Raw genomic sequence first — 19,106 nt, forward strand, 5'->3', positions numbered from 1 at the left:
CGATGGCCCGGGAGCGGATCCGCGAGCTGCAGCGCGCGATCCGCCGGAATCGCCCCGCTGCGCCGGACGGCAACGCTGCGGAGCCCGCCCGCGGTCCATCCGAAGCGCCCTCGGCATCGCCCGCGGCCGGCTCGAGCCGGTCGGCCCCCGCGAATTCCGCCGGAAGGTGAGCGCGTCCCCGGCGATTCGTGAGGCAACGGATCCCCTCCGACGTCCGGGAGTTCTTCCCTGCCCTCTCGACCGGTTCTCCCGAGCCGCCTCGATCGTCGTGCCCCGATCGCCCGGCGCCGATGCCGGCCGGCCGGGCGCACCTCGCCGGCTCCTCCCCGGAACCTCCCGCGGGAGCTTCGGCGGGGCCTACCAGACCGACTCGGTTCCGTGGACGTCCTCGGCGAGGACCTGGTACGTGAAGATCGCGTCGCCGGGCAGGGGCACTCGGGTCGTGATCGTCCGGTTCGACTGCGGGATGTCGGCCTGCAAGAGGTTGGCCGGGCCGGTGTCGCGCCGCGGCAGGATCGAATTGCGTCCGTACAGGTTGTAGCCGGCGATCCAGAGCGGCCAGCTCTGGCCGGAGACCGTCATCGTCGTCGTGACCGGGCTCCAGCTCAGCTCGAGCTCCTGGGTGGCGTCCAGCCGCTGGACGATCAGGTCGTCCACCGGTCCCGGAAGCTCGACGCCGCCCGCCGAGGCCTGCCCTTTCGTGTCGACTGCGACGACCACGTACCACCAGTTCGGCGCCCCCGGGGACGGCTGGTCGGGCGCTCCCTGGTTCTCGTGGATCCACTCCGTCGCCGTCTCCGGCAGCGACGCCAGCAGCGTCGTCGCGTCGACGGGGAACTTCGGCCCGCTCGTCGATCCGTGGACCTCGATCGACTGGAGGGTCGTGTCGGTCCCCCAGACCGTCTGCGACGGGAGGGTCCAGGTGAGCCGCGTATCGGCGATCCCGTCGGCCGGATCCGGTTCGCGGAAGACTTGGAGGTCCTGGATCGACCTCGGCGGGTCGATGCCTTTCACCGTGTGCGGGACCCCGGTCAGCTCGTTGCTCGGCGGGCCGTCCAACGTGCAGTGGGAAGCGTACACGCGCACGTGGTAGAGGAACCCGTCGTCGAGGCCGCCGATCTTCGTCCGGTCGAACGCCGGTCCCACGGTCTTGCTGTGCGCGAAGGCCGGTTCGTCGTCGCGACGCCACTCGACCGTGTAGCTCACCACGTCGACGTTCGGATCGGTGATCCGCTCCCAGATCGCCTCGAGCTGTCCGCCCCGCTCCGTGTCGTTGACAGCGAGGAGCACCGGCGCCGGGGGCGGGTTCGGATCCTCCGGCGTCCCGGCTTTGCAGTCCTGCCGTGCCCCGTCGCAGTCTTCGTTGTAGTTCGACCAAGCGCTTTCGAAGCCGTCCGCGTCGACCGAGACGACGTAGTAGTAGTACTCCTGGCAATTCGTCAGCCCGGTGTCGGCGTAGCTCGTCGCCGTCGTTTCGGTCACCTGCGTGTAGCCGCCGTAGGGGTTCGTCGAGCGGAAGAGCCGGTAGCTCGCCGCCTCGGGAACGCTCGTCCAGGTGATCAGGAGCGAGTGCGAGCCGTTCTGGTCGATGGAGAGGATCTCCGGGGCCGGCGGCGCCGGCACGGCGAGCCTCAGCGCCGGATCCGACTCGAGCACGAACGAACGGATCAGAACCGTCTTGTTCGAAGTGTCGAAGTTCGCGCGCATCGCGTCGTCGATCTCGGCCACGATGCGGCGCTTTCGCTTGCCGAAGACCTCGTCGTAGAACTTCTGCAGGATGATGTCGAGATCGAACGTGTAGCTGAGGTGGGAAGGCGCCATGCCCCCCACGAGCGCCTTGTCCGGCGTGGTCAGCCAATCCTCGACGAAGCTGTACCAGCTGTCGTTGGTGGACGAGGGCGAACTCGTGGCCGCGAAGTTTCCGGTGACGCAGTTGGCCTGGACGGTGAACAGGAGCGGGGTTCCGGGCAGGAAATCGTCCAGGTCGTCGGGACCGGGATGGTCGGTGCTGAAGAAGGAGCAGGTCTTTCCCCAGTCCTTGAACGATCCGTGGCCGGCGAAGCTGATCAGCGCCGCGCCCGCGTTCACGTTGCTGTCGATGCGGGCGTTCTCGTCGTCGGCGGCGCCCGTGCAGCCGTAGACCGCCGGGTCCTGCTCGTAGATCTTCGTCGCCGTCTGCGGGCCGGCGGAGCCGGTGAACCAGGTGTCGTAGATGTCGTCGTGCACGCGGTAGAACTCGTCGTTGACCGACTTGTCCGATTCCGAAACCAGCAGGGCCCGCGCCGCCCACGACGGCGGATGGGCCGCGTTCTCGTAGTCGACGATCTTGCGGAAGATCTCCTCCGCCTCGGCGAGCGTGTGGGCCGGCAGCCTCCCGATCGTCGCGTCGGGAAGCTCGTCCGTTCCGCAGACCGCGGCGAACCAGACATCCGAGGGATAGTGCCCGAACTGGCTGTCGCTGGTCTTGTCGTACATCTGCGTCGGCACGAGCTGCCGCGGCGGCTGGAACCCGTAGTTGTTCTTGTGGTCCCACGAGCCGTCGCCGACGAGCAGCACGTACCGCGGGGCCGGCGACCAGTTCGGGGCGCCGCACAGTCCGGTCGCCGGATCGCGCCCGAGCGTGTAGGCGATGAAGTCGCGCACCGCCTGCGGGTCGGCGATCCCGTAGCTGAACTCGTCGTAGACATCGTCGATGTCGACGAGCGCGGTGGTCAGGCCTTGCGCCTGCCGGTGCGAGACCAGCCGGTTGAGCTGGGAGCCCGGCGAGGTGTCGAGAAGGGGCCGGTAGGCGATCACCAGCCAGTCGGCACCGTTCCCCGCCGCCTTGAGACTGTCCCCCAGCGAGGCGTCGAGGGCCGACGGCGGGAGGTCCTCCCGCACCCCCCGGGGCGTCAGGTATCCCCCCGGACCGGCGGCGACGAAGTGCCGCTTTCCGGTGATCGCGGGATCGTCGTCGAACTCGAAGGCGAACTGCGACCCGAGCGCGGTGACCCCGCTCACGCGCCGCGGCGTGGCGATCGCCATGCCCGCCGGGGAGGTGGTGGAGCGCGTGACGTCCCACACCTCCGGCAGCGCCGAGAAGCCGTCGAGATGGATCTCCTGGTTGGCGTCGTCGACGGCGAAGATCAGTCGGTCCCCGTCGGCCTGGAAGAGCCGGTCGTAGTCGATCTCGACCCAGTTGATCGCCACGGCGTCGCGGGTCACCGGCTGGCCGCCGGTATCGCTCCGCCCCATCGGCAGCCGCACCGTCACCCGCGTCGTCGCGCCGAGAGCCCCGGGCGGCGTGAACGTGATCGGCCCCTGGTCGACGCCGTGCGTGAACTCGACGAATCCGTCCCAGTCCGCGCGGTCGCGGTTCGTCCCGTCGACGTCGACATCGCTCCGGTGGAAGTCGTATCCCTTGATCCCCAGCAGTCGCACCCGTACGGAGACCGGGCCGCCCGCGTGACCCGGGGTGGCGACGAACTGGTCCACCGAAACGGCGCAGCACTGTTCGTTCGGCTGGTCGCCGCAGGTGGCGCCGCAGATGCCGTTGTCGATCGGATCGCTGCAGGTGTCGACCGAGAGATCGACGCAACGGGGCGACACCACGAACGGGTCGACATACCAGTGGTCGACCCCGTCGGCCGGCACGAAGCCCTGGAACTTCTTGTCTTCCTCGTGGTGCGCCGTCTCGGCGAACGACGCGGGGACCGGGTAGCCGCTCTGGGGGGCGCGCGCGGTCGGCTCGTCGGCGATCCGGGCCGGTGCGGCCGCCGAGTCGAGCCGGTAGACGTTCACGTCGGTATAGTCGCCGTGCTGCCAGACGTCCGGATCGAACAGGTCGACGTCGCCGACCTTCTGGCCGTAGAACACGATGGCGTCGCCCGGGTCGAAACGGCCGTCCTGCTCCCCCTCCACCCGGATCGGCACCTCCACGCCCTGGCAGGTCATCCGGTAGGTCGCCGGATCGTGCCCGGTGAGGAACGAGAGCAGCTCGTTCGTCCCGTCGCCGTCGGTGTCCCCGTTCGCCTGCGCCCACGCATAGTCGATGCGGTACAGGCCGTCGCGGTCGACCTCGAACATGAACGCCGGCCGGTTCGGCGCACCCGCCGCCTCGGGCGCGGGGGCGGGCGCCGGGGCGCGATTCGGCTCCACCGTCCCCGCCCCGAGGATCCCCTCGGCCGCCGCGGAGAGGGTGCGCGGCCGGCGCGGCGGGGCCGGCAGGGCGGCCGCGGCCGCCCCGCGGTCGAGCCAGACCACGATCCGGCGGGCGACCCGGAAGCGACCCGCCGCCGGGTCGACCTGGACCGGAAGGATCTCCAGGGTCGCGAAGCGGAGGTTTCTCACCGCTCCCGATTGGGAGGCGACGCGGACGGGCTCCGCGGGCCAGTAGCCGCCCGCGAGGAACCGGTCGGCGACGGGCGGGCGATCGGGATCGCGGGCGGGATAGGCGGCGATCGGGCCCGGCAGCCGTCCCTCGTACCAGTCGATCTCGACCCGGCGCACGGCGAGCGCGCCACCCGGCGGGAGGGCCACCCGCTCCCGCCGGAGCGGCAGATCGGGCGCTCCGGGCTCCGAGATCCGACCGAACCCCTCGATCTCAGCCCACACCGCACCGCGGTCGCTCAGCCACCGGACGGGCGGCACGCGGATCTCGAGCCGGTCCTCCCCGCCGGCGGCCGCCGGCCGGAAGGTGACCTGGGGCCCGCCGCCGGCGATCGCGGCGCTCGCGGCGACCGACACGCCGACCGTACCCAGCCAACGCCAGAATGTCTTCGGATTCATCGCCATCCAGGATCCGGAGCGCCCAGCCCGGGGCTCCTCCGGGACCTCTCCCCGCCGCGCTGACAACATACATCCAAAAGCGCCGGAGCGCGCGTGCCGGCCGTGCTATCTTGTCGGCCCGCCGAGGAGGGACCGTGAGCGCCGAGAGCCTGACCCGGAGCGGGGCGACCTGCCGGTTCGTGTCCAGTTGGGGCGGGACGCTGCATTGCCAGGATCCGCCCTACGCCGAAGGCTTCTGCCGCTTCCACTACGAGTGCTATCTGCGCGGCGAGCTGCTGCCCAACGGCCAGATCAACGAGATGCTGGCGAGTCAGGAGCGGCGGAGAACGATCAACTTCCACGGGATCCCGCGCGACGAGACGATCTACGAACGCGAGGAGGGGTGAGCGGAGGCCGTTCGCGGGCGGCCGCGCACGCCCCCGTCAGCGGCGCGACAGGAAGCGCCTGACCGCGCGGTTGTGCTCCGCGAGAGTCCGGCTGAACACGTGCGTGCCGTCCCCGCGGGAGACGAAGTAGAGCGCACCGCTGCGAACCGGGTTCAGGGCGGCGATCAGCGCATCCAGTCCCGGCGAGGCGATGGGCCCGGGCGGAAGGCCGACGCGGACGTAGGTGTTGTACGGGTCGTCGCGCCTCAGGTCGGCGCGGCGGATGTTCCCGTCCCACTTCCCCGCCCGCTTCAGGGCGTAGATCACCGTCGGGTCGCACTGCAGCCGCATCCCCCGCTCCAGGCGCTCGAGATAAACGCCGGCGATCAGCGGGCGCTCCTCGGCGACGGCGGTTTCCTTCTCCACCAGGGAGGCGAGCGTGACGATCTCGTGGAGGGAGAGCTTCGAGGCGGCGATCTCGGCGGCGTGCGGCTCGGCGAAACGCGTGCGGAAGGTCGCCACCATCTCCGCGGCGATCCGGCGGGCGTCGTAGGGCTTCGGAAACCGGTAGGTCTCGGGGAAGAGGTATCCCTCGAGCGTCTCGGCGGCGGGGGCGAGGTCGCGGATCGGCCTCGGATCCCGGAAAGCCTCGAGGAGAGCCTCCTCGTCGGCGAACCCCTCCCGCGCGAGAAGCTTCGCCACCTCCTCGACCGTCAGCCCCTCCGGCACCGTCACCGGGAAGGTGGCGACCCGGCCCCGCGCCAGCGCGCGAAGCACCTCGGCCGGCGCGACCGGGAGCTCGAAGGCGTAGCGCCCGGCCTTCACGCGGCGGGAGACACCGGAGATCCGCATCAACGCCGAGACCAGCCAGGCGGGGCGGCTGACGCCCGCCTCGGCGAGGCGGGCGGCCACCTCCCTCGCGCTGCTTCCCGCCGGGATCTCGACCCCCACGACCGCGCCCGGCGGCCCCCCTTGCGGGCGGGCCGAGAAGAGCGCGGCAGCGGCAGCCGCCGCCGCGGCCAGCGCCGCCACCGCGACGCCGGCGCGCAGCAGAACTCGCCGCGCCCTCACGGCGCTCTCCCGAGCGCCCGGCGGTCGAGGAAGGCCTGCAGGATCAGGGCGGCGGCGACTTTGTCCACCACCCGCTTCCTCTTCCGGCGCGACAGATCCGCCTCGAGCAGCGCCCGTTCCGCCGCCACCGTGCTCAGCCGTTCGTCCCAGCGGTGAACCGGCAAGCCGGTCGCCTCCGCCAGCCGGTCGGCCACCACGCGCGCCTCTTCGGCCATGGCTCCCGGGGCGCCGTCGAGGCCGAGCGGGAGGCCGACGACGATCTCCGTCACCTCACGCTCGCGGACCAGACGCGCGAGATCGGCGATGTCGCGGCGGAGTCCGCTGCGGCGGATCACGGAGAGCGGCATGGCCACCGTTCCGCCTTCGTCGCTGAGCGCGAGGCCGAGCGTGCGCGTGCCGACGTCGACGCCGAGGATCCTCCCCATGCGGTGATTGTGGGTGAACCTCGGTCCGGCGGCAACGGCGGCCGCGGTCAGAACGGCTCGCCGATGCTCAGGTACAGGCCCCCCCGGTCCTCGCCCGGCTCGGGATCGAGCTTGCGCCCGTAGCCGACGCGGAGCGCCCCCACCGGGGTGTTCCAGCGCAGCTCGGCGCCCGCGGTCGAACGCAGGCCGGTGACGGCGAACGAGCGGGCGTCGAGCCAGACGTTCCCGCGATCGTGGAACACCGCCGCCTCGAACCCGCGGCCGAGGCGGCGGCGGACCTCGACATTGAGCAGGAACAGGCTCTCGCCCCCGAGCGGCTCCCCGCTCAGCGGATCGAGCGGGCCGACACGGTCGCGGGAAAAGCCGCGCAGCGACTCCGCGCCTCCGGCGAACAGCCGCTCCGGCAAGGGCACCCGGCGCGTGCCCCCGATCGGCTCGGAGATCCCGGCCCGCACCGAGGCGGCGATGGTCCAGCGCGGGCCCACCGGCCGGTAGGCGGCGATCTGTCCGGTCCAGCGCGCGAAATCGGCCTGGGACCCGAGCAGCCCGTGCCACAGCCCGAGTTCGAGCCGGGTGACCCAGCCGCGCCGGGGCCGGAACAGGTCGTCGCGGCGGTCGATCGTGTAGCTTCCCCGGAGAGCAGCCAGCCGGATGTCTTCCGCGCGCTCGGTGAGCAGGAACTCGCGGAAGGCCGCTGCGCCGATCGCCACGTCGCGGAACGCGTTCTCGTCCAGCTCGTAGCGCAGCTGCCACCGGCGCTCCCGCCGGCCGCGGGAGCCGATTTGGAGGGTGAGGCCGGTGGAGCGCACGGTGAAGCCCTCGCGGCTCTCCTCCTCCACGCCGAGGGCGGCGAGCGCCTCGAGCCGGCCGCCCGCCTGGTGCGGATCTTCCAGGGTGGCCCTCACGCCGCGGCGTCTTCCCGAAAGGAAGCCCTGGAGCGACCCGATCCGGCCGAGGCCGGCCAGGTTGTCGTGAGAGACCGCCGCGCTGACGCGCAGCTGCTCGTCGGTGTCGTATCCGGCCGAGACGAGCAGGCTCACCGGAGGAACCTCCTCGAAGCGGATCGTCACGTCGTGGATGCCGGGATCATCGCGGCGCGGACGGTGTTCGACCGTCACTCCCCGGAACAGGCCGAGCCGGAACAGTTCCCGTTCCGTCTTCCGGAGGGACCGGCGCGACAGCGGCTGGCCCGGGGCGAGTTCGATCCTCCGTTCCACCAGCTTCCGCCGGGTCTTCGACAGGCCGGCCAGGCGCACGGACCCCACGACCGCCCGGGGCCCCGCGGCGACGCGATACGTCACGTCGACCGAGCCGTCGGCGAAGGCGGGTCGCGCGGCGACCGACGCGTCGAAGTACCCGGCCGCGTCCAGCGCGTCGAGCAGGGCCCGCTGCCCCTCGCGCATCGTCTCGGGAAGGAACGGCTCGCCGCTCCGGAGCGGAAGGAGGTCGGTGGCCGGGCCGAGCTCCGCCGGCCAGTCGCCCGAAACGGCGACCCGGCCGGTCCGGGCCCGCCCCCCTTCGCGCACGACGAACGTGACGACCACCTCGTCCCCTTTCCGGCTGAAGCGGACGCGGGGCTCGACGCGCGCCTCGAGAAACCCGCGCGATTCGTAGAGGGTACGGATCGCCTCCGCGTCTTCGGCGACGAGGCGCGGGCGGTACGCGGTGCCCCCGGCGCCCGCCAGCCCGCCGCCCTTGCCGGAGAGGACCTGCGCCGCCACCTCCGAAAGGGCGATCGACCGCACCCCTTCGAACCGCACCGCCTTCACCTTCACCTTCGGTCCGGGATCGACGCGGACGAGGATCTTCCGCGCCGCCGGATCCGGGCGGCTCACCGACACGACCGCGGCCGCACGCCCCTCGTCGGCAAGGGAGTCCCTGAGGATTCGCTCCGCTTCGCGCAGCCGTGCGGGCGCGAAGCGTGTCGTGGCCCAGATCTCGGCCAGTCGGGCGCGCGCCTCGCGAGCCGCCCGCGGCGGCCCCACGACACCGATCTCCCAGGCCGGGCCGGGCGAGACCCGGAACAGGACATCCGCGCGCCCGTCGCGCCGCCGGCTTTCGAAGGTCACCTCCGCTTCGAGGTAGCCGGCTTCGGCCAGCTCCTCGAGCAACCGCAGGCGGGCGTCCAGCAGCGCCGCCCGCCGCAGCCGCACGCCCCGCAGCCCCAGCGTCCGGGCACTCGGCTCGGGAAGGTCCGGCGGCCACCCGGCGATGGCGACCTTCCTCACGCGGATTCGCTCCGGGAACGTTCCCGCCGTCCCACCCGCTCCCTCCTCTCCGAGCCGGCGCAACCACCGGATATCGGCGGACACGCCGCGCCGCGCCTCTCCGCCGAGCACCAGCCGGAGCGAACGGCCGATCTCCCGCTCCAGCCGGTACAGGTCGCGTCCCTCCGAGCTGAGGTCCCTCGAGTAGAGAGCGAGCGTCCGGTCGTCGAGCCGCTGGCCGAGCGTCAGCCGGGCGGTGGGACGCGCTTCGGGGCCCACGCGGGCGGGGGAGAGCTGGACCTGCGTGAGGCCGAGAGCCCGCCGCACCGGACCGGCCAGGAGCATCTCGCCGAGTTGCGTTCCGAAGTAGGCCGTCGCGAGGTCGGTTCCGAGCGCGCTCCCTCCTCCCAGCTCGGTCAGCGTCTGGCCCGTCAGAAGGAGGGAAAGGATCTCTTCCTGGGTGAGCGCCGGGACCGAGGTGAGCCGGTACTCGACCGACTCGGTGGTGGCGTCGAGGTCGAGGCGAATGCTGTAGTCGCGCACCTCGGTCGAGGCGCGGAGTCGGACCCGGATCGGTTCCGCGTCGAGGTCGTCCAGGACGACCTGGCCGGAGAGGACCTCGTATTCCAGTCCCCGGAAGCTGAGCGTCCCACCCTCGTGAAGCGAGACCGTTCCCGCGAGCAGCGGCGATCCCAGCGTGCCCGCCACCTCGAGACGCGCCGACGTTTCCAGCCGGGCGAGGTCGTTGCGAACCGCGAGCGTTCCGTCGGCGCGGAGTTCCACTGCGAGTTCGACGCGCGACAGCCACGAGGCGAGGCCGCTCTCGGGCTCGAGGAGCCGCCGCCGAGGGCCGAGCGGTCCGGCGAAGGCGAAGGGCCGCGAGTACAGTCCGTCCAGGACGCGGACGCTCCCCGCCACGCGCGGTGCCCCTGCCGGCCCGGCGATCTCCAGGTCGGCGTCGTACCGGCCCCAGATTCCCCGCGGAACGCTCAAGGCGATGTCGCGGGCGGCGACGCCGATGTCGATCCGCTCGGGCCGCCAGCCCCGCAGGCCGAGGGTTCCCGCCGCGCTCACCGTTCCGCCCCCGAGGTCGCCGCGAGCCTCCTCCAGGACGATCCGATCGGCGTCGAAGGCGAGGCGAGCCTCGACGCGGTCGATGGCCGTATCGAGCGTGAGGGAGCGGATCGAGCCGCCGTTCACGGTGGCGCGTCCGGCGAAGGATGGCCGGGCCGGCGATCCCCCCACGTGGAGCGAGGCCGACAGATCCCCGCTGCCGAGGAGCGTCGGCTCGATCGCCTCGAGCAGGCCGAGTCCGAGGTGTCCCGAAAGCGACAGGTCGAGCGCCCCCTCGCCGCGGAACGGAAGCTCGACCGAACCCGAAAGCGTGACCTCCGCGCCGGAGCTCTCGGCGAGATGCAGCGGCCGGGCCGGATCGACGGCGAACGTCAGGCCGGGTTCCAGCGAAAGGCGGGCGGGAGCCGGCTGGATGGCGGAGACCGAAGGACCGGAGAGAACCAGCTCGCCGATGCGCCCTTCTCCCTGCCATCTCTCCGGCTCGAGCACCGGGCCTTCGACCCGGAGCGTCCCCGAGCTGCGGATCGACAGGGCCAGCTCACCGCGCCACCCGAGCGCCCTTTCGAGGGCGCCGGCGAGCTCCGCGCCGGACCATGCCAGTTCCGCCCGCGCGATGCCCGACCCGTCGACGTCCGCGCGGAGCGACAGGGGACCGGCGGAAGCTTTCGCCGTGAGCCCGCTCTCCCCCGTCACCAGCTCGGCCCCGCCGTCCGGGACGCTCCAGCGCCCGGCGCGCACTCCGCGCCAGCTCGCCACCCCGGTGCAGCCGAGCGGCCACGGCCCGGGCGCGGAACCCGCCAGGCATTCCAGCTCGACGGTGCCGGCCGCGCGGCCGGCCGCGGAGGGAATCTCCGCGAGGTCGCCCCGCCCCCTCAACGTTCCCGCGGACACCGGCCCGGCCGGGGTCGACTCGACCGAACCCCGGAACTCGGCGACCGCGCCGGGCCCGAGCAGCAGCGCCGAAAGCCGAGGCAGGGCTCCGGGCCGCCAGATGCCGGCCGCCGCCAGATGCCACGTTCCGGCCGGACCTCCCCGCGCTCTCCAGCCCAGCCACCCGACCGCGGACGGGCCCGCGGCGCCCCACCGCCACGACACGACCCCGTCGGCCAGCCCTTCGCCCAGGAGATCCCCGGGCAAGGAATGTGGGAGGAACGCGAGGGCGGCTTCCGCGGGAAAGCGATCGAACCGCGCCGTCACCTCGGTCTCGCGGGGACCGGCGCTCGCCTCGAACTCCAGCCCCCGGCCGTCGGCCGTGGAGAGGCGCCCCGCACCGCGCCAGCCCTCCGCGGGAACGCGCGAGACGGCCGCCTCGAAGAGGTCGAACCGCGCCGGACCGATCACCGGCCGCCGCGCCGCGACCCGCAGGGTCGCCTCGGCCACCTCGTTCGCGGTGCCGCGCGCGTCGAGCCGGAGCGTCAAGCGCTCCGCGCCGGCCGGGGGAAGGTCGCGCAGCCACGCCGCGTCCTCGGCCCCGAGGAGCGCGGCCGCGTGTGCGGCGGCGCGCCGCAGTCCCTGGGGGCCGAGCAGCTCGAGGCCGCCCCGGGCCGTCCAGATCGGCTTTTCGGGCGGGCCTTCGATACCGATCTCGGCCCAGGCCGGCTGGTCGTCCCAGCGCCCGGCGAACCCGACGCGGCCGCTCAGGTCGACTCCGCTGCCCGACACCCGACCGGCGAGCCGGCCCGGCCCCCGGGGAGGGGGCGAGACCTCCCCCTCCGCTTCCCATTCGAACCGGCCCGCGGACCGGACGAAACGCACCCCGATATCGGCCCGTCCCGCCATCGGAAGGCCCCGGGCCGCGGCTCGGCGTCCCAGCGCCGCGAGGTCGGCTCGCAGCCGGGCGCTCCCCCGAGTGAGCGTTCCCCCGCCGGTGAGCTCGAGGCGGCCCTCCTCCAGCTCGAGCCCCGCGCCCGCGCGCGCCCCCAGACCGGAGAGGACGATTCCTTCCGGGGAGGCTTCCAGACTCGCGCGGATCTCGCACCGGAGTCCGCGCCACGCGATCTCCTCCTCCGACGCCACCTCCCCGGAGATGCGCCATGCGGAGCCGGCAGCCGCGCGGAGCGACCCGCGGCTCCGCACGGTTCCGGTGAGGCCCGGCCCCCCCTCTCCCAGAAGCCGTCCCAGATCGAGCCGCGCGTCGAAACGGAGGTCGGCCGCAGGGCCCTTCCCGGGGAAGCGCACCGAACCGCGGGCCGACAGAGCGCCCTCCGGTCCGGACGCGTCGAACTCCTCCACGGCCAGGACCGGGAAGCGCCACCCGAGCGCGGCCGCGGCCCGCTCGAAACGGATCGCCGGCCCTCCTCGCCTTTCGAAGAGGATCGGGCCGGCCTCGAGGCGGCCTCCCGGCGGGCCGGACCTCAGCTCCGCCCTCAGGTTCCGCACGTCGAGCGAGAACGCGAGATCGGCGGGGCCGATCCGGATCTCCGCATCGTCGAGAACGAGCCGCTCCAGCCGCGCCAGCGGAGAAAGATCGACCGGCCCGCCGCCGCCTCCTCGCGACGGGTCCAATTCCAGCCGCAGCCCTTCCAGCACGACGGCCTCCGGCAGGGTCCGTCCCCGGAGGAGCCCCGCGAGCGAGAGGCGGATCCGCAGCCGTGTTGCGGTCAGGTGCGCGACCGGCCCGCCCGGGCCGCCCGCCTCCAGGCCGGTCAGTTCGATCTCCCGGCCCCACAGATCGACATTGGCGCCGGCGACGCTCCCGGTGCCGCCGCAGGCCCGGCCGAGCAACGAAGCGGCGCGGGGCGCGAGATAGCGGCGGGCGAAAGCGGAGGCCGCGAGCGGCGCGAGGGCAGCGGCCACCGCGAGGCCCGCCGCCGCAGCGGCGACCGCCACGAGGGTTCGCCGGCTCATCCGCCGCCGGCGGCGCTCGCGCCGTCGCGCCGCACGAGGTGCAGCCCTTTGAGGTACCGGCTCTCCGGCAGCTCGAGCCGGACGGGGTGGTCGCTCGCCGCCTCGAGCCGGCCGGCCACCTCGAGAGCGGCCGCCGCCTCCTCGGCCCCCGCGCGCACCGCCTCCTCGAACCGCTCGGCCGAAACGTGGAACGAGCAACAGAAGGTCAGGAGCCGCCCTCCCGGCCGGAGGAGTCGGAGGGCGCGCCGGTGCAGATCACGGTATCCACGCGTTCCGCCGGCACGCTCGCCGCGGCGCCGGGCGAACGGGGGCGGATCGAGGACGATCGCGTCGAACCGCGCGCCCTCCGCCTCGAGCCGTGCGAGGGCGTCGAACGCCTCCTCGCAGCGGAACGTCACCCGACCGGCCAGCCCGGCCCGCTCGGCCGCCCTCGCGGCGCGTTCGAGTCCCTCCGCGTTCCGGTCGATCGCCAGCACTCGCGCCCCGCCCGCGGCCAGCGGGAGGGCGAAGCCTCCCTCGCCGCAGAACAGGTCGAGCACCTCCCCGCCCAGCCACGACGGGGCCGCCCGGTGGTTCTCCTGCTGGTCGAGGTAGAGGCCGGTCTTGTGCCCCGTCCACGGCGCCACGAAACGCTCGCATCCCCCTTCCTCGGCGACCAGCACCTCGGGCGTGCCCGGCACCAGGGCTTCGACTTCGCGCGGAAGCCCTTCCAGCGCCCGAGCCGGCGCGTCGCCCCGGTGGAGGAGGCTCGCCGCCCCGAGGCGCGCCGCGATCTCGCGCCCGCGCTCGCGGAGGAGGCGGTCGGCCCACGGCGTCGTCGCCTGGGCGACCAGATGCCCGGCGTACCAGTCGAGCGTCAAACCGGGAAGCGCGTCGGCGTCGGCGTGGACGAGGCGGCGGCACCCGCCGCTGGGCGGGGGACCCCGGCGCCGGGCGGCGCGGAGGAGGAGATCGACGGCCCCGTCGGCATCCGCGGGCGCTTCCTCCCCCCAACCGATGCGCCGCAGCGCGATCTTCGAACGGGCCGAGTACGCGGCCAGGCAGACGGCGCGTCCGGAACGGTCGACCACCCTCACCGCATCGCCATGGGCGGCCCGGACTTCGACCACGTTGTCGCGGTAGATCCAGGGATGGCCCCGGCGCCCGCGGCGGGCACCGCGCCCGTCGACGACGGCGAGGGGGTCTCTCTTCATGCGGCCGCCGATGCCGGCGGTAAGGCGGCGGGCCGCCGCCCGGCGCGGGCGCTTCGCCCGAGCCGCAGCTCAGTCCTCCTCCTCCAGCTCCTCGACCTCCTCGCTCTCCAGATCCTCATCGATCTCTTCGTCCCTGTCGCCCAACGGGGCAGCCGGAACGGCGGCCTCCTCCTCCTCGCCCTCTTCCGCCGCCTCGACGACCTCCTCCTCGTCCGTGATCACCTCCTCGGCGAGATCGCGGACGTGGTAGGTGTCGGCGAACTCCTCGCGTTCGGCCATCTCCTGGCAGGTCACGCAGTAGCGTGCCCACGGGATCGCGTCGAGACGCTTGGTCCCGATCTTCTCGCCGCAGTTGAGGCAAAGGCCGTACTCGCCGTCCCGGATGCGGCGCAGTGCCTCCTCGACGAGCACCAGCCGTTTCAGCTCGAGCTGGCTGAGCGAGAGCAGGAACTCCCTCGTGTAGTGGGTGACGGCGTCGTCGACGTAGTCCTCTCCTCCCTCGGGGAGGGTCTGCCTTCCTTCACCCCGCATCCGGGTCGTCTGCTCGAGCAGCTCCTGCCGCGCTTGAAGGAGCTTCTTCCGATAGCGTTCCAGTTCGCGCTTGCGCATCGCCTTTCCACCCTGTGCGGGGTCGCCCCCACCGGCGAACGCGGAACCTAACATCGGCCCCCGGGGCCGTCAACACGGAAATTCGCGGCCGAGCGGGGTGCCGGGGCGACCGCCCGGCCGCCCTTCGCCGCACCGTCCGCCCCGGGCCGGCCGGAGACTCACAGGCGCTCGGCGGCCAGGTCGGCCAGCCCCGACCTCTCGCCGCGCCGGAGGAAGATCGACCCCGCCAGCGGCTCGCCCCGGAGCCGCTCCGCCACCAGGGACAGGCCGTTGGAGCGGGCGTCCACGTAGGGATTGTCGATCTGGTCCGGATCGCCGGTCAGGACGACCTTGGTGCCCTCCCCGGCGCGGGTGATCACCGTCTTGACCTCCAGCGGGGTCAGGTTCTGGGCTTCGTCGACGATCATGAACTGCCGGGGCAGCGACCGGCCCCGGATGTAGGTCAGCGCCTCGATCTCCAAGACCCCCCGTTCCACGAGGTGCTCGACGGGATCCAGGGCAGGGGTGTCCTTGTCCCCGCCGTGGCCCATGAGGAGCAGCTCCAGGTTGTCGAAGATCGGCTGCATCCAGGGGCGCAGCTTCTCGTCGATCTCCCCCGGCAGGTAACCCAGATCGCGCCCCATCGGGAAGATGGGCCGCGCGACGACGAGCCGCCGGTAGACCTCCCTGTCCACGGTCAGGTGGAGCCCCGCCGCGAGCGCCAGCAGCGTCTTGCCGGTTCCCGCGCGCCCGACGAGGCTGACGAGCGGAACCCGGTCGTCGAGCAGCAGGTCGAGGGCGAACTGCTGCTCGAGGTTCCGCGGCCTTATCCCCCATACGCTCCGCGGGAGTTTCACCGGCTTGAAGAGCGGCTCTCCGGGCTCCCGCCGGGCCACGGCGGTGTGGCGGGGATCGGCCGCATCCCGCAGCAGCACCGGTGCGTTCGGCCCGGGGTCGCCCCCCGCGCGGTCCGCGGCGATCCCGCCGTCGCGGAAGAGCGCGTCGATCACCTCGCGCGCCACCTCGCGCTCCTCCGGACCGAGCCGCTCCACCTCCGCTTCCCCGTTCCGCTCCTCGTAGTCCTCGGCACGCACGCCCATCGCGTCGGCCTTGATCCGCAGGTTCGTGTCCTTGGTGACGAGCACGACCGGCGGCTGCTGCCGGGTCAGCTCCCACGCGAGCGCCAGAACGCGCATGTCGGCCGTGTCCGGGTTCTCGAAGAACGGGAATTCCGCCGGGTGCGGCACGCCGAGGTGGATCCGGATCCGGCCGCCGTCCGGGGTCGGAACACCCTCCACGATGCGGCCCTCGTGGCGGAGCCGGTCGAGCTCCCGCGAGACCTGCCGCGCGTTCCGCCCGACCTCCGTGAGCTCCTTCTTGAAGCGGTCGATCTCCTCGATGACGACGATCGGGATCACGACCTCGTTGTCGCGGAACCGGTAGAGGCTCTTCGGGTCGTGCAGGAGCACGTTGGTGTCCAGCACGAACGTCTTGCCGGCCATCGGCGCCGCCTCACGCCGAGCCCAGCGCCGCCTGCGCCGCCGCGACGCGCGCGACGGGCAGCCGCCGGGGGGAGCAGGAGACGTAGTCCAGGCCGACCTCGTGGGCGAACCGGATCGAGCGCGGATCGCCGCCGTGCTCGCCGCAGATCCCGACCTTCAAGTCGGGGCGGGCCCGCCGGCCCCCTTCGGTCCCGGCCCGCACGAGCGCCCCGACCCCCTCCTCGTCGATGCTGCGGAAGGGATCGAACGGGAGGATGCCGTGTTCGATGTAGAAGGGAAGGAACACGCCGGCGTCGTCCCGCGAGATACCGAGCGTGGTCTGCGTGAGGTCGTTCGTGCCGAACGAGAAGAAGTCGGCGCAGGAGGCGATCGACTCGGCGCACAGCGCCGCTCGGGGCAGCTCGATCATCGTTCCGACCTGGAACGGCACCCGCCGGCCCCGGTCGGCGAACACCTCCTCCGCCACGCGCTCGACGATCTGCCGCTGCCGGCGCAGCTCCTCCACGTGCCCGACGAGCGGGATCATGATCTCCACCCGCGGCTCCCCGCCCTCGGCGGCGACGTCGCAGGCCGCCTCCAGGATCGCCCGGGCCTGCATCTCGGTGATCTCCGGATAGACGAGACCGAGGCGGCAGCCGCGGTGCCCCAGCATGGGGTTCGACTCCCGCAGCGACTTCACCTTCTGCGCGACGCGCTCGTACGGCAACCCGAGCTGGGAAGCGAGCTTTTCGATCTCCCCCTTGCCGTGGGGGAGGAACTCGTGCAACGGCGGGTCGAGCGTCCGGATCGTCACCGGACGGCCTTGCATCGCCCGGAAGATCCCGGCGAAGTCCTCGCGCTGCATCGGCAAGAGCGCCTCGAGGGCCGCGCGCCGGCCTTCTTCGTCCTCGGCCAGGATCATCCGGCGCATCGCGGTCACCCGGTCGCCCTCGAAGAACATGTGCTCGGTGCGGCAGAGCCCGATCCCCTCCGCGCCCAGCGCCACCGCCTCCTCCGCCTGGCGGGGCGTGTCGGCGTTGGCCCGCACCCCGAGCCGGCGGTGCGCGTCGGCCCATTCGAGGATCCGCATGTAGCGCTGGGCGATGGGGCTCTCTTCCGCCCTGCGGCTGCCCTCCACGAGCACCTGGACGACCTCCGAGGGACGCGGCTCCATCGGTCCCGCGTAGATCTTTCCCGTGGTGCCGTCGAGGCTGATCCAGTCGCCCTCGCGGAGGGTCCGGCCGGAGGCCCTGAGCTCCGCCTTCCGGTAGTCGATCTGGATCCCCTGGCAACCGACGACGCACGGTTTGCCGCGCTGCCGGGCGACGAGGGCGGCGTGGCTCGTCATTCCACCCCGAGCGGTGACGATGCCTCGGGCCGCCTCCATGCCGCCGACGTCCTCCGGCGACGTCTCGATCCGCGCCAGGATCACCGGCTCGCCGCGGGCCGCGGCCGCCTTGGCGTCCTCGGCATGGAAGGTCAACCGCCCGCTCGCGGCACCGGGCCCCGCGGGCAGGCCCACGGCGAGCAGGCGCCCCTCCCGCTCGGCGGCCGCGAGCGTGCGCCGGTCGAAGACCGGGGCGAGCAGGTGCTCCATCGCCTCGGCCTCCACCCGGCCCAGCGCCGTCTTCTCGTCGATCAGCCCCTCGTCCACCATGTCGGTGGCGATCCGGATCGCGGCCAGCCCGGTCCGCTTGCCGGCGCGGGTCTGCAAGAGGAACAGGCGTCCCCGCTCGATCGTGAACTCGATGTCCTGCATGTCCCGGTAGTGGGCCTCGAGCCGCTTTGCCACCGCCGTCAACTGGCGATAGACCTCGGGCATCCTCTCCTCGAGCGACCGCGCGGGATCGGCGCCGGCTTCTTCGGCTTGGATCCGGCTGATCGGGTCGGGAGTGCGGACGCCGGCGACCACGTCCTCCCCCTGCGCGTTGACGAGGTACTCGCCGAAGACGCGGGGTTCGCCGGTGGCCGGATCGCGCGTGAACGCGACGCCGGTCGCGCAGTCGTCCCCGAGGTTTCCGAAGACCATCGCCTGAACGTTGACCGCGGTGCCCCACTCGGCGGGAATGTGGTACATGCGGCGGTACTCGACCGCGCGCGGGTTGTCCCAGGAGCGGAACACCGCCGCGATGGCGCCCCAGAGCTGGGCGCGGGGGTCCTGCACGAAGTCCTCCCCCGTTCGTTCCCGGATCAGGGCCTTGTAGCGCCGGACGAGCTCTTGGAGAGCCTCGGCGTCCAGCTCGGTGTCCTCGCGGGCACCCCGCTCCCGTTTGACCGCTTCCAGGATCGATTCGAACGGATCGTGCTCCGTCTTGGTCCGGGGGCGCACCTGGAGCACGACATCCCCGTACATGGCGATGAACCTCCGGTAGGCGTCGTAGGCGAACCGGCGGTCCCCCGAGGCACGGGCGAGGCCCTCGACCGTCTCGTCGTTGAGTCCGAGGTTGAGGACCGTGTCCATCATCCCCGGCATCGAGGTCCGGGCACCCGAGCGCACCGAGACGAGCAGCGGATCGCGGGGATCGCCGAACCGCTTCCCCATCGCCTTCTCGACGCGCTCGAGGGCCGCCTCGACCTCTTCCTCGAGGCCGTCCGGGTAGCGGCCCCCGTGACGGGAGAAGTAAGTGCAGACCTCCGTCGTGATCGTGAAGCCCGGAGGGACGGGCAGCCCGAGCCGCGCCATCTCGGCGAGGTTGGCCCCCTTCCCGCCCAGCAGGTTCCGCATCGATGCGGCGCCGTCAGCGGCACCTTCCCCGAAGGAGTAGACCATCTTCTGGCTCATCTCGTCGCCCTCTCAGCCGCCGGCGGCTCGCGGACCCTCCACGGCCAGCTCGGCGACATCCACGATCCCCCGGGCGAGTTCGTCGAAGCGGGCCAAAAGGCCGAGGCGCGCCCGGCGGACCTCGGCCCGCTCGTCCATCACCAGAACCTCGTCGAAGAAACGGTCGATCGCGGGGCGCAAGGATGCCAGCGCCGAGAGCGCCTCCGCGTAGGCTCCCCGCGCCGCCGCGCCGGAGAGCAGCGGCCCGACGCGGTCGATCTCGCGGGCGAGCGCTCCTTCCGCCGGCTCCGCGTCCCCCGCCCGGGC

Annotated in this window: 10 protein-coding genes; 1 reads left to right on the plus strand and 9 read right to left on the minus strand. The window is 72.8% G+C overall.

Annotated elements, in window-relative coordinates; all coding sequences use genetic code 11:
- Positions 1-357 precede the first annotated feature (357 nt).
- Entirely contained in the window at positions 358-4,773 is a 4,416-nt protein-coding gene (locus D6718_09920; GenBank protein RMG44511.1) for a hypothetical protein, read from the minus strand.
- A 128-nt stretch (positions 4,774-4,901) separates the two neighbouring features.
- Between D6718_09920 and D6718_09925 the strand changes: the two genes are divergently transcribed.
- Positions 4,902-5,153, plus strand: a complete 252-nt coding sequence (locus D6718_09925; protein RMG44512.1) for a hypothetical protein — start codon at positions 4,902-4,904, stop codon at positions 5,151-5,153.
- A 36-nt stretch (positions 5,154-5,189) separates the two neighbouring features.
- Here D6718_09925 and mltG read toward each other — a convergent pair whose 3' ends face one another.
- The 8 genes from mltG to D6718_09965 form a co-directional block, all read right to left on the minus strand.
- Complete coding sequence (gene mltG, locus D6718_09930) at positions 5,190-6,203, minus strand: endolytic transglycosylase MltG (protein RMG44513.1); 1,014 nt, start codon at positions 6,201-6,203, stop codon at positions 5,190-5,192.
- Positions 6,200-6,628, minus strand: coding sequence for a Holliday junction resolvase RuvX (gene ruvX / locus D6718_09935; protein ID RMG44514.1), 429 nt, complete (start codon positions 6,626-6,628; stop codon positions 6,200-6,202). Before ruvX ends, mltG begins: the two co-directional genes overlap by 4 nt.
- Positions 6,629-6,675: 47 nt before the next feature.
- Positions 6,676-12,738 carry a hypothetical protein gene (locus D6718_09940; protein RMG44515.1) on the minus strand — a complete coding sequence of 2,021 codons (6,063 nt, stop codon included), beginning with the start codon at positions 12,736-12,738 and terminating at the stop codon, positions 6,676-6,678.
- A 14-nt stretch (positions 12,739-12,752) separates the two neighbouring features.
- Positions 12,753-13,949: a class I SAM-dependent rRNA methyltransferase gene (locus D6718_09945; protein ID RMG44516.1), complete on the minus strand. Its 1,197-nt coding sequence runs from the start codon at positions 13,947-13,949 to the stop codon at positions 12,753-12,755.
- A 69-nt stretch (positions 13,950-14,018) separates the two neighbouring features.
- Complete coding sequence (locus D6718_09950; protein RMG44517.1) at positions 14,019-14,612, minus strand: TraR/DksA family transcriptional regulator; 594 nt, start codon at positions 14,610-14,612, stop codon at positions 14,019-14,021.
- A gap of 104 nt (positions 14,613-14,716) precedes the next feature.
- Entirely contained in the window at positions 14,717-16,039 is a 1,323-nt protein-coding gene (locus D6718_09955) for a PhoH family protein (GenBank protein RMG44518.1), read from the minus strand.
- A gap of 10 nt (positions 16,040-16,049) precedes the next feature.
- Positions 16,050-18,800, minus strand: coding sequence for a pyruvate, phosphate dikinase (locus D6718_09960; GenBank protein ID RMG44519.1), 2,751 nt, complete (start codon positions 18,798-18,800; stop codon positions 16,050-16,052).
- Positions 18,801-18,812: 12 nt separating this feature from the next.
- A partial coding sequence (locus tag D6718_09965; GenBank protein ID RMG44520.1) for a hypothetical protein occupies positions 18,813-19,106 on the minus strand: 294 nt, incomplete at its 5' end.

The organism is Acidobacteriota bacterium, from assembly GCA_003696075.1.
Lineage (GTDB): Bacteria > Acidobacteriota > Polarisedimenticolia > J045 > J045 > J045.

Excerpts from the sequence above, each read along its gene's own strand:
- D6718_09950 (RMG44517.1), bottom strand. The coding sequence starts at position 14,612 with ATGTTAGGTTCCGCGTTCGCCGGTGGGGGCGACCCCGCACAGGGTGGA.
- ruvX (RMG44514.1), bottom strand. The coding sequence starts at position 6,628 with ATGGGGAGGATCCTCGGCGTCGACGTCGGCACGCGCACGCTCGGCCTC.
- D6718_09920 (RMG44511.1), bottom strand. The coding sequence starts at position 4,773 with ATGGCGATGAATCCGAAGACATTCTGGCGTTGGCTGGGTACGGTCGGC.
- D6718_09945 (RMG44516.1), bottom strand. The coding sequence starts at position 13,949 with ATGAAGAGAGACCCCCTCGCCGTCGTCGACGGGCGCGGTGCCCGCCGC.
- D6718_09955 (RMG44518.1), bottom strand. The coding sequence starts at position 16,039 with ATGGCCGGCAAGACGTTCGTGCTGGACACCAACGTGCTCCTGCACGAC.
- D6718_09960 (RMG44519.1), bottom strand. The coding sequence starts at position 18,800 with ATGAGCCAGAAGATGGTCTACTCCTTCGGGGAAGGTGCCGCTGACGGC.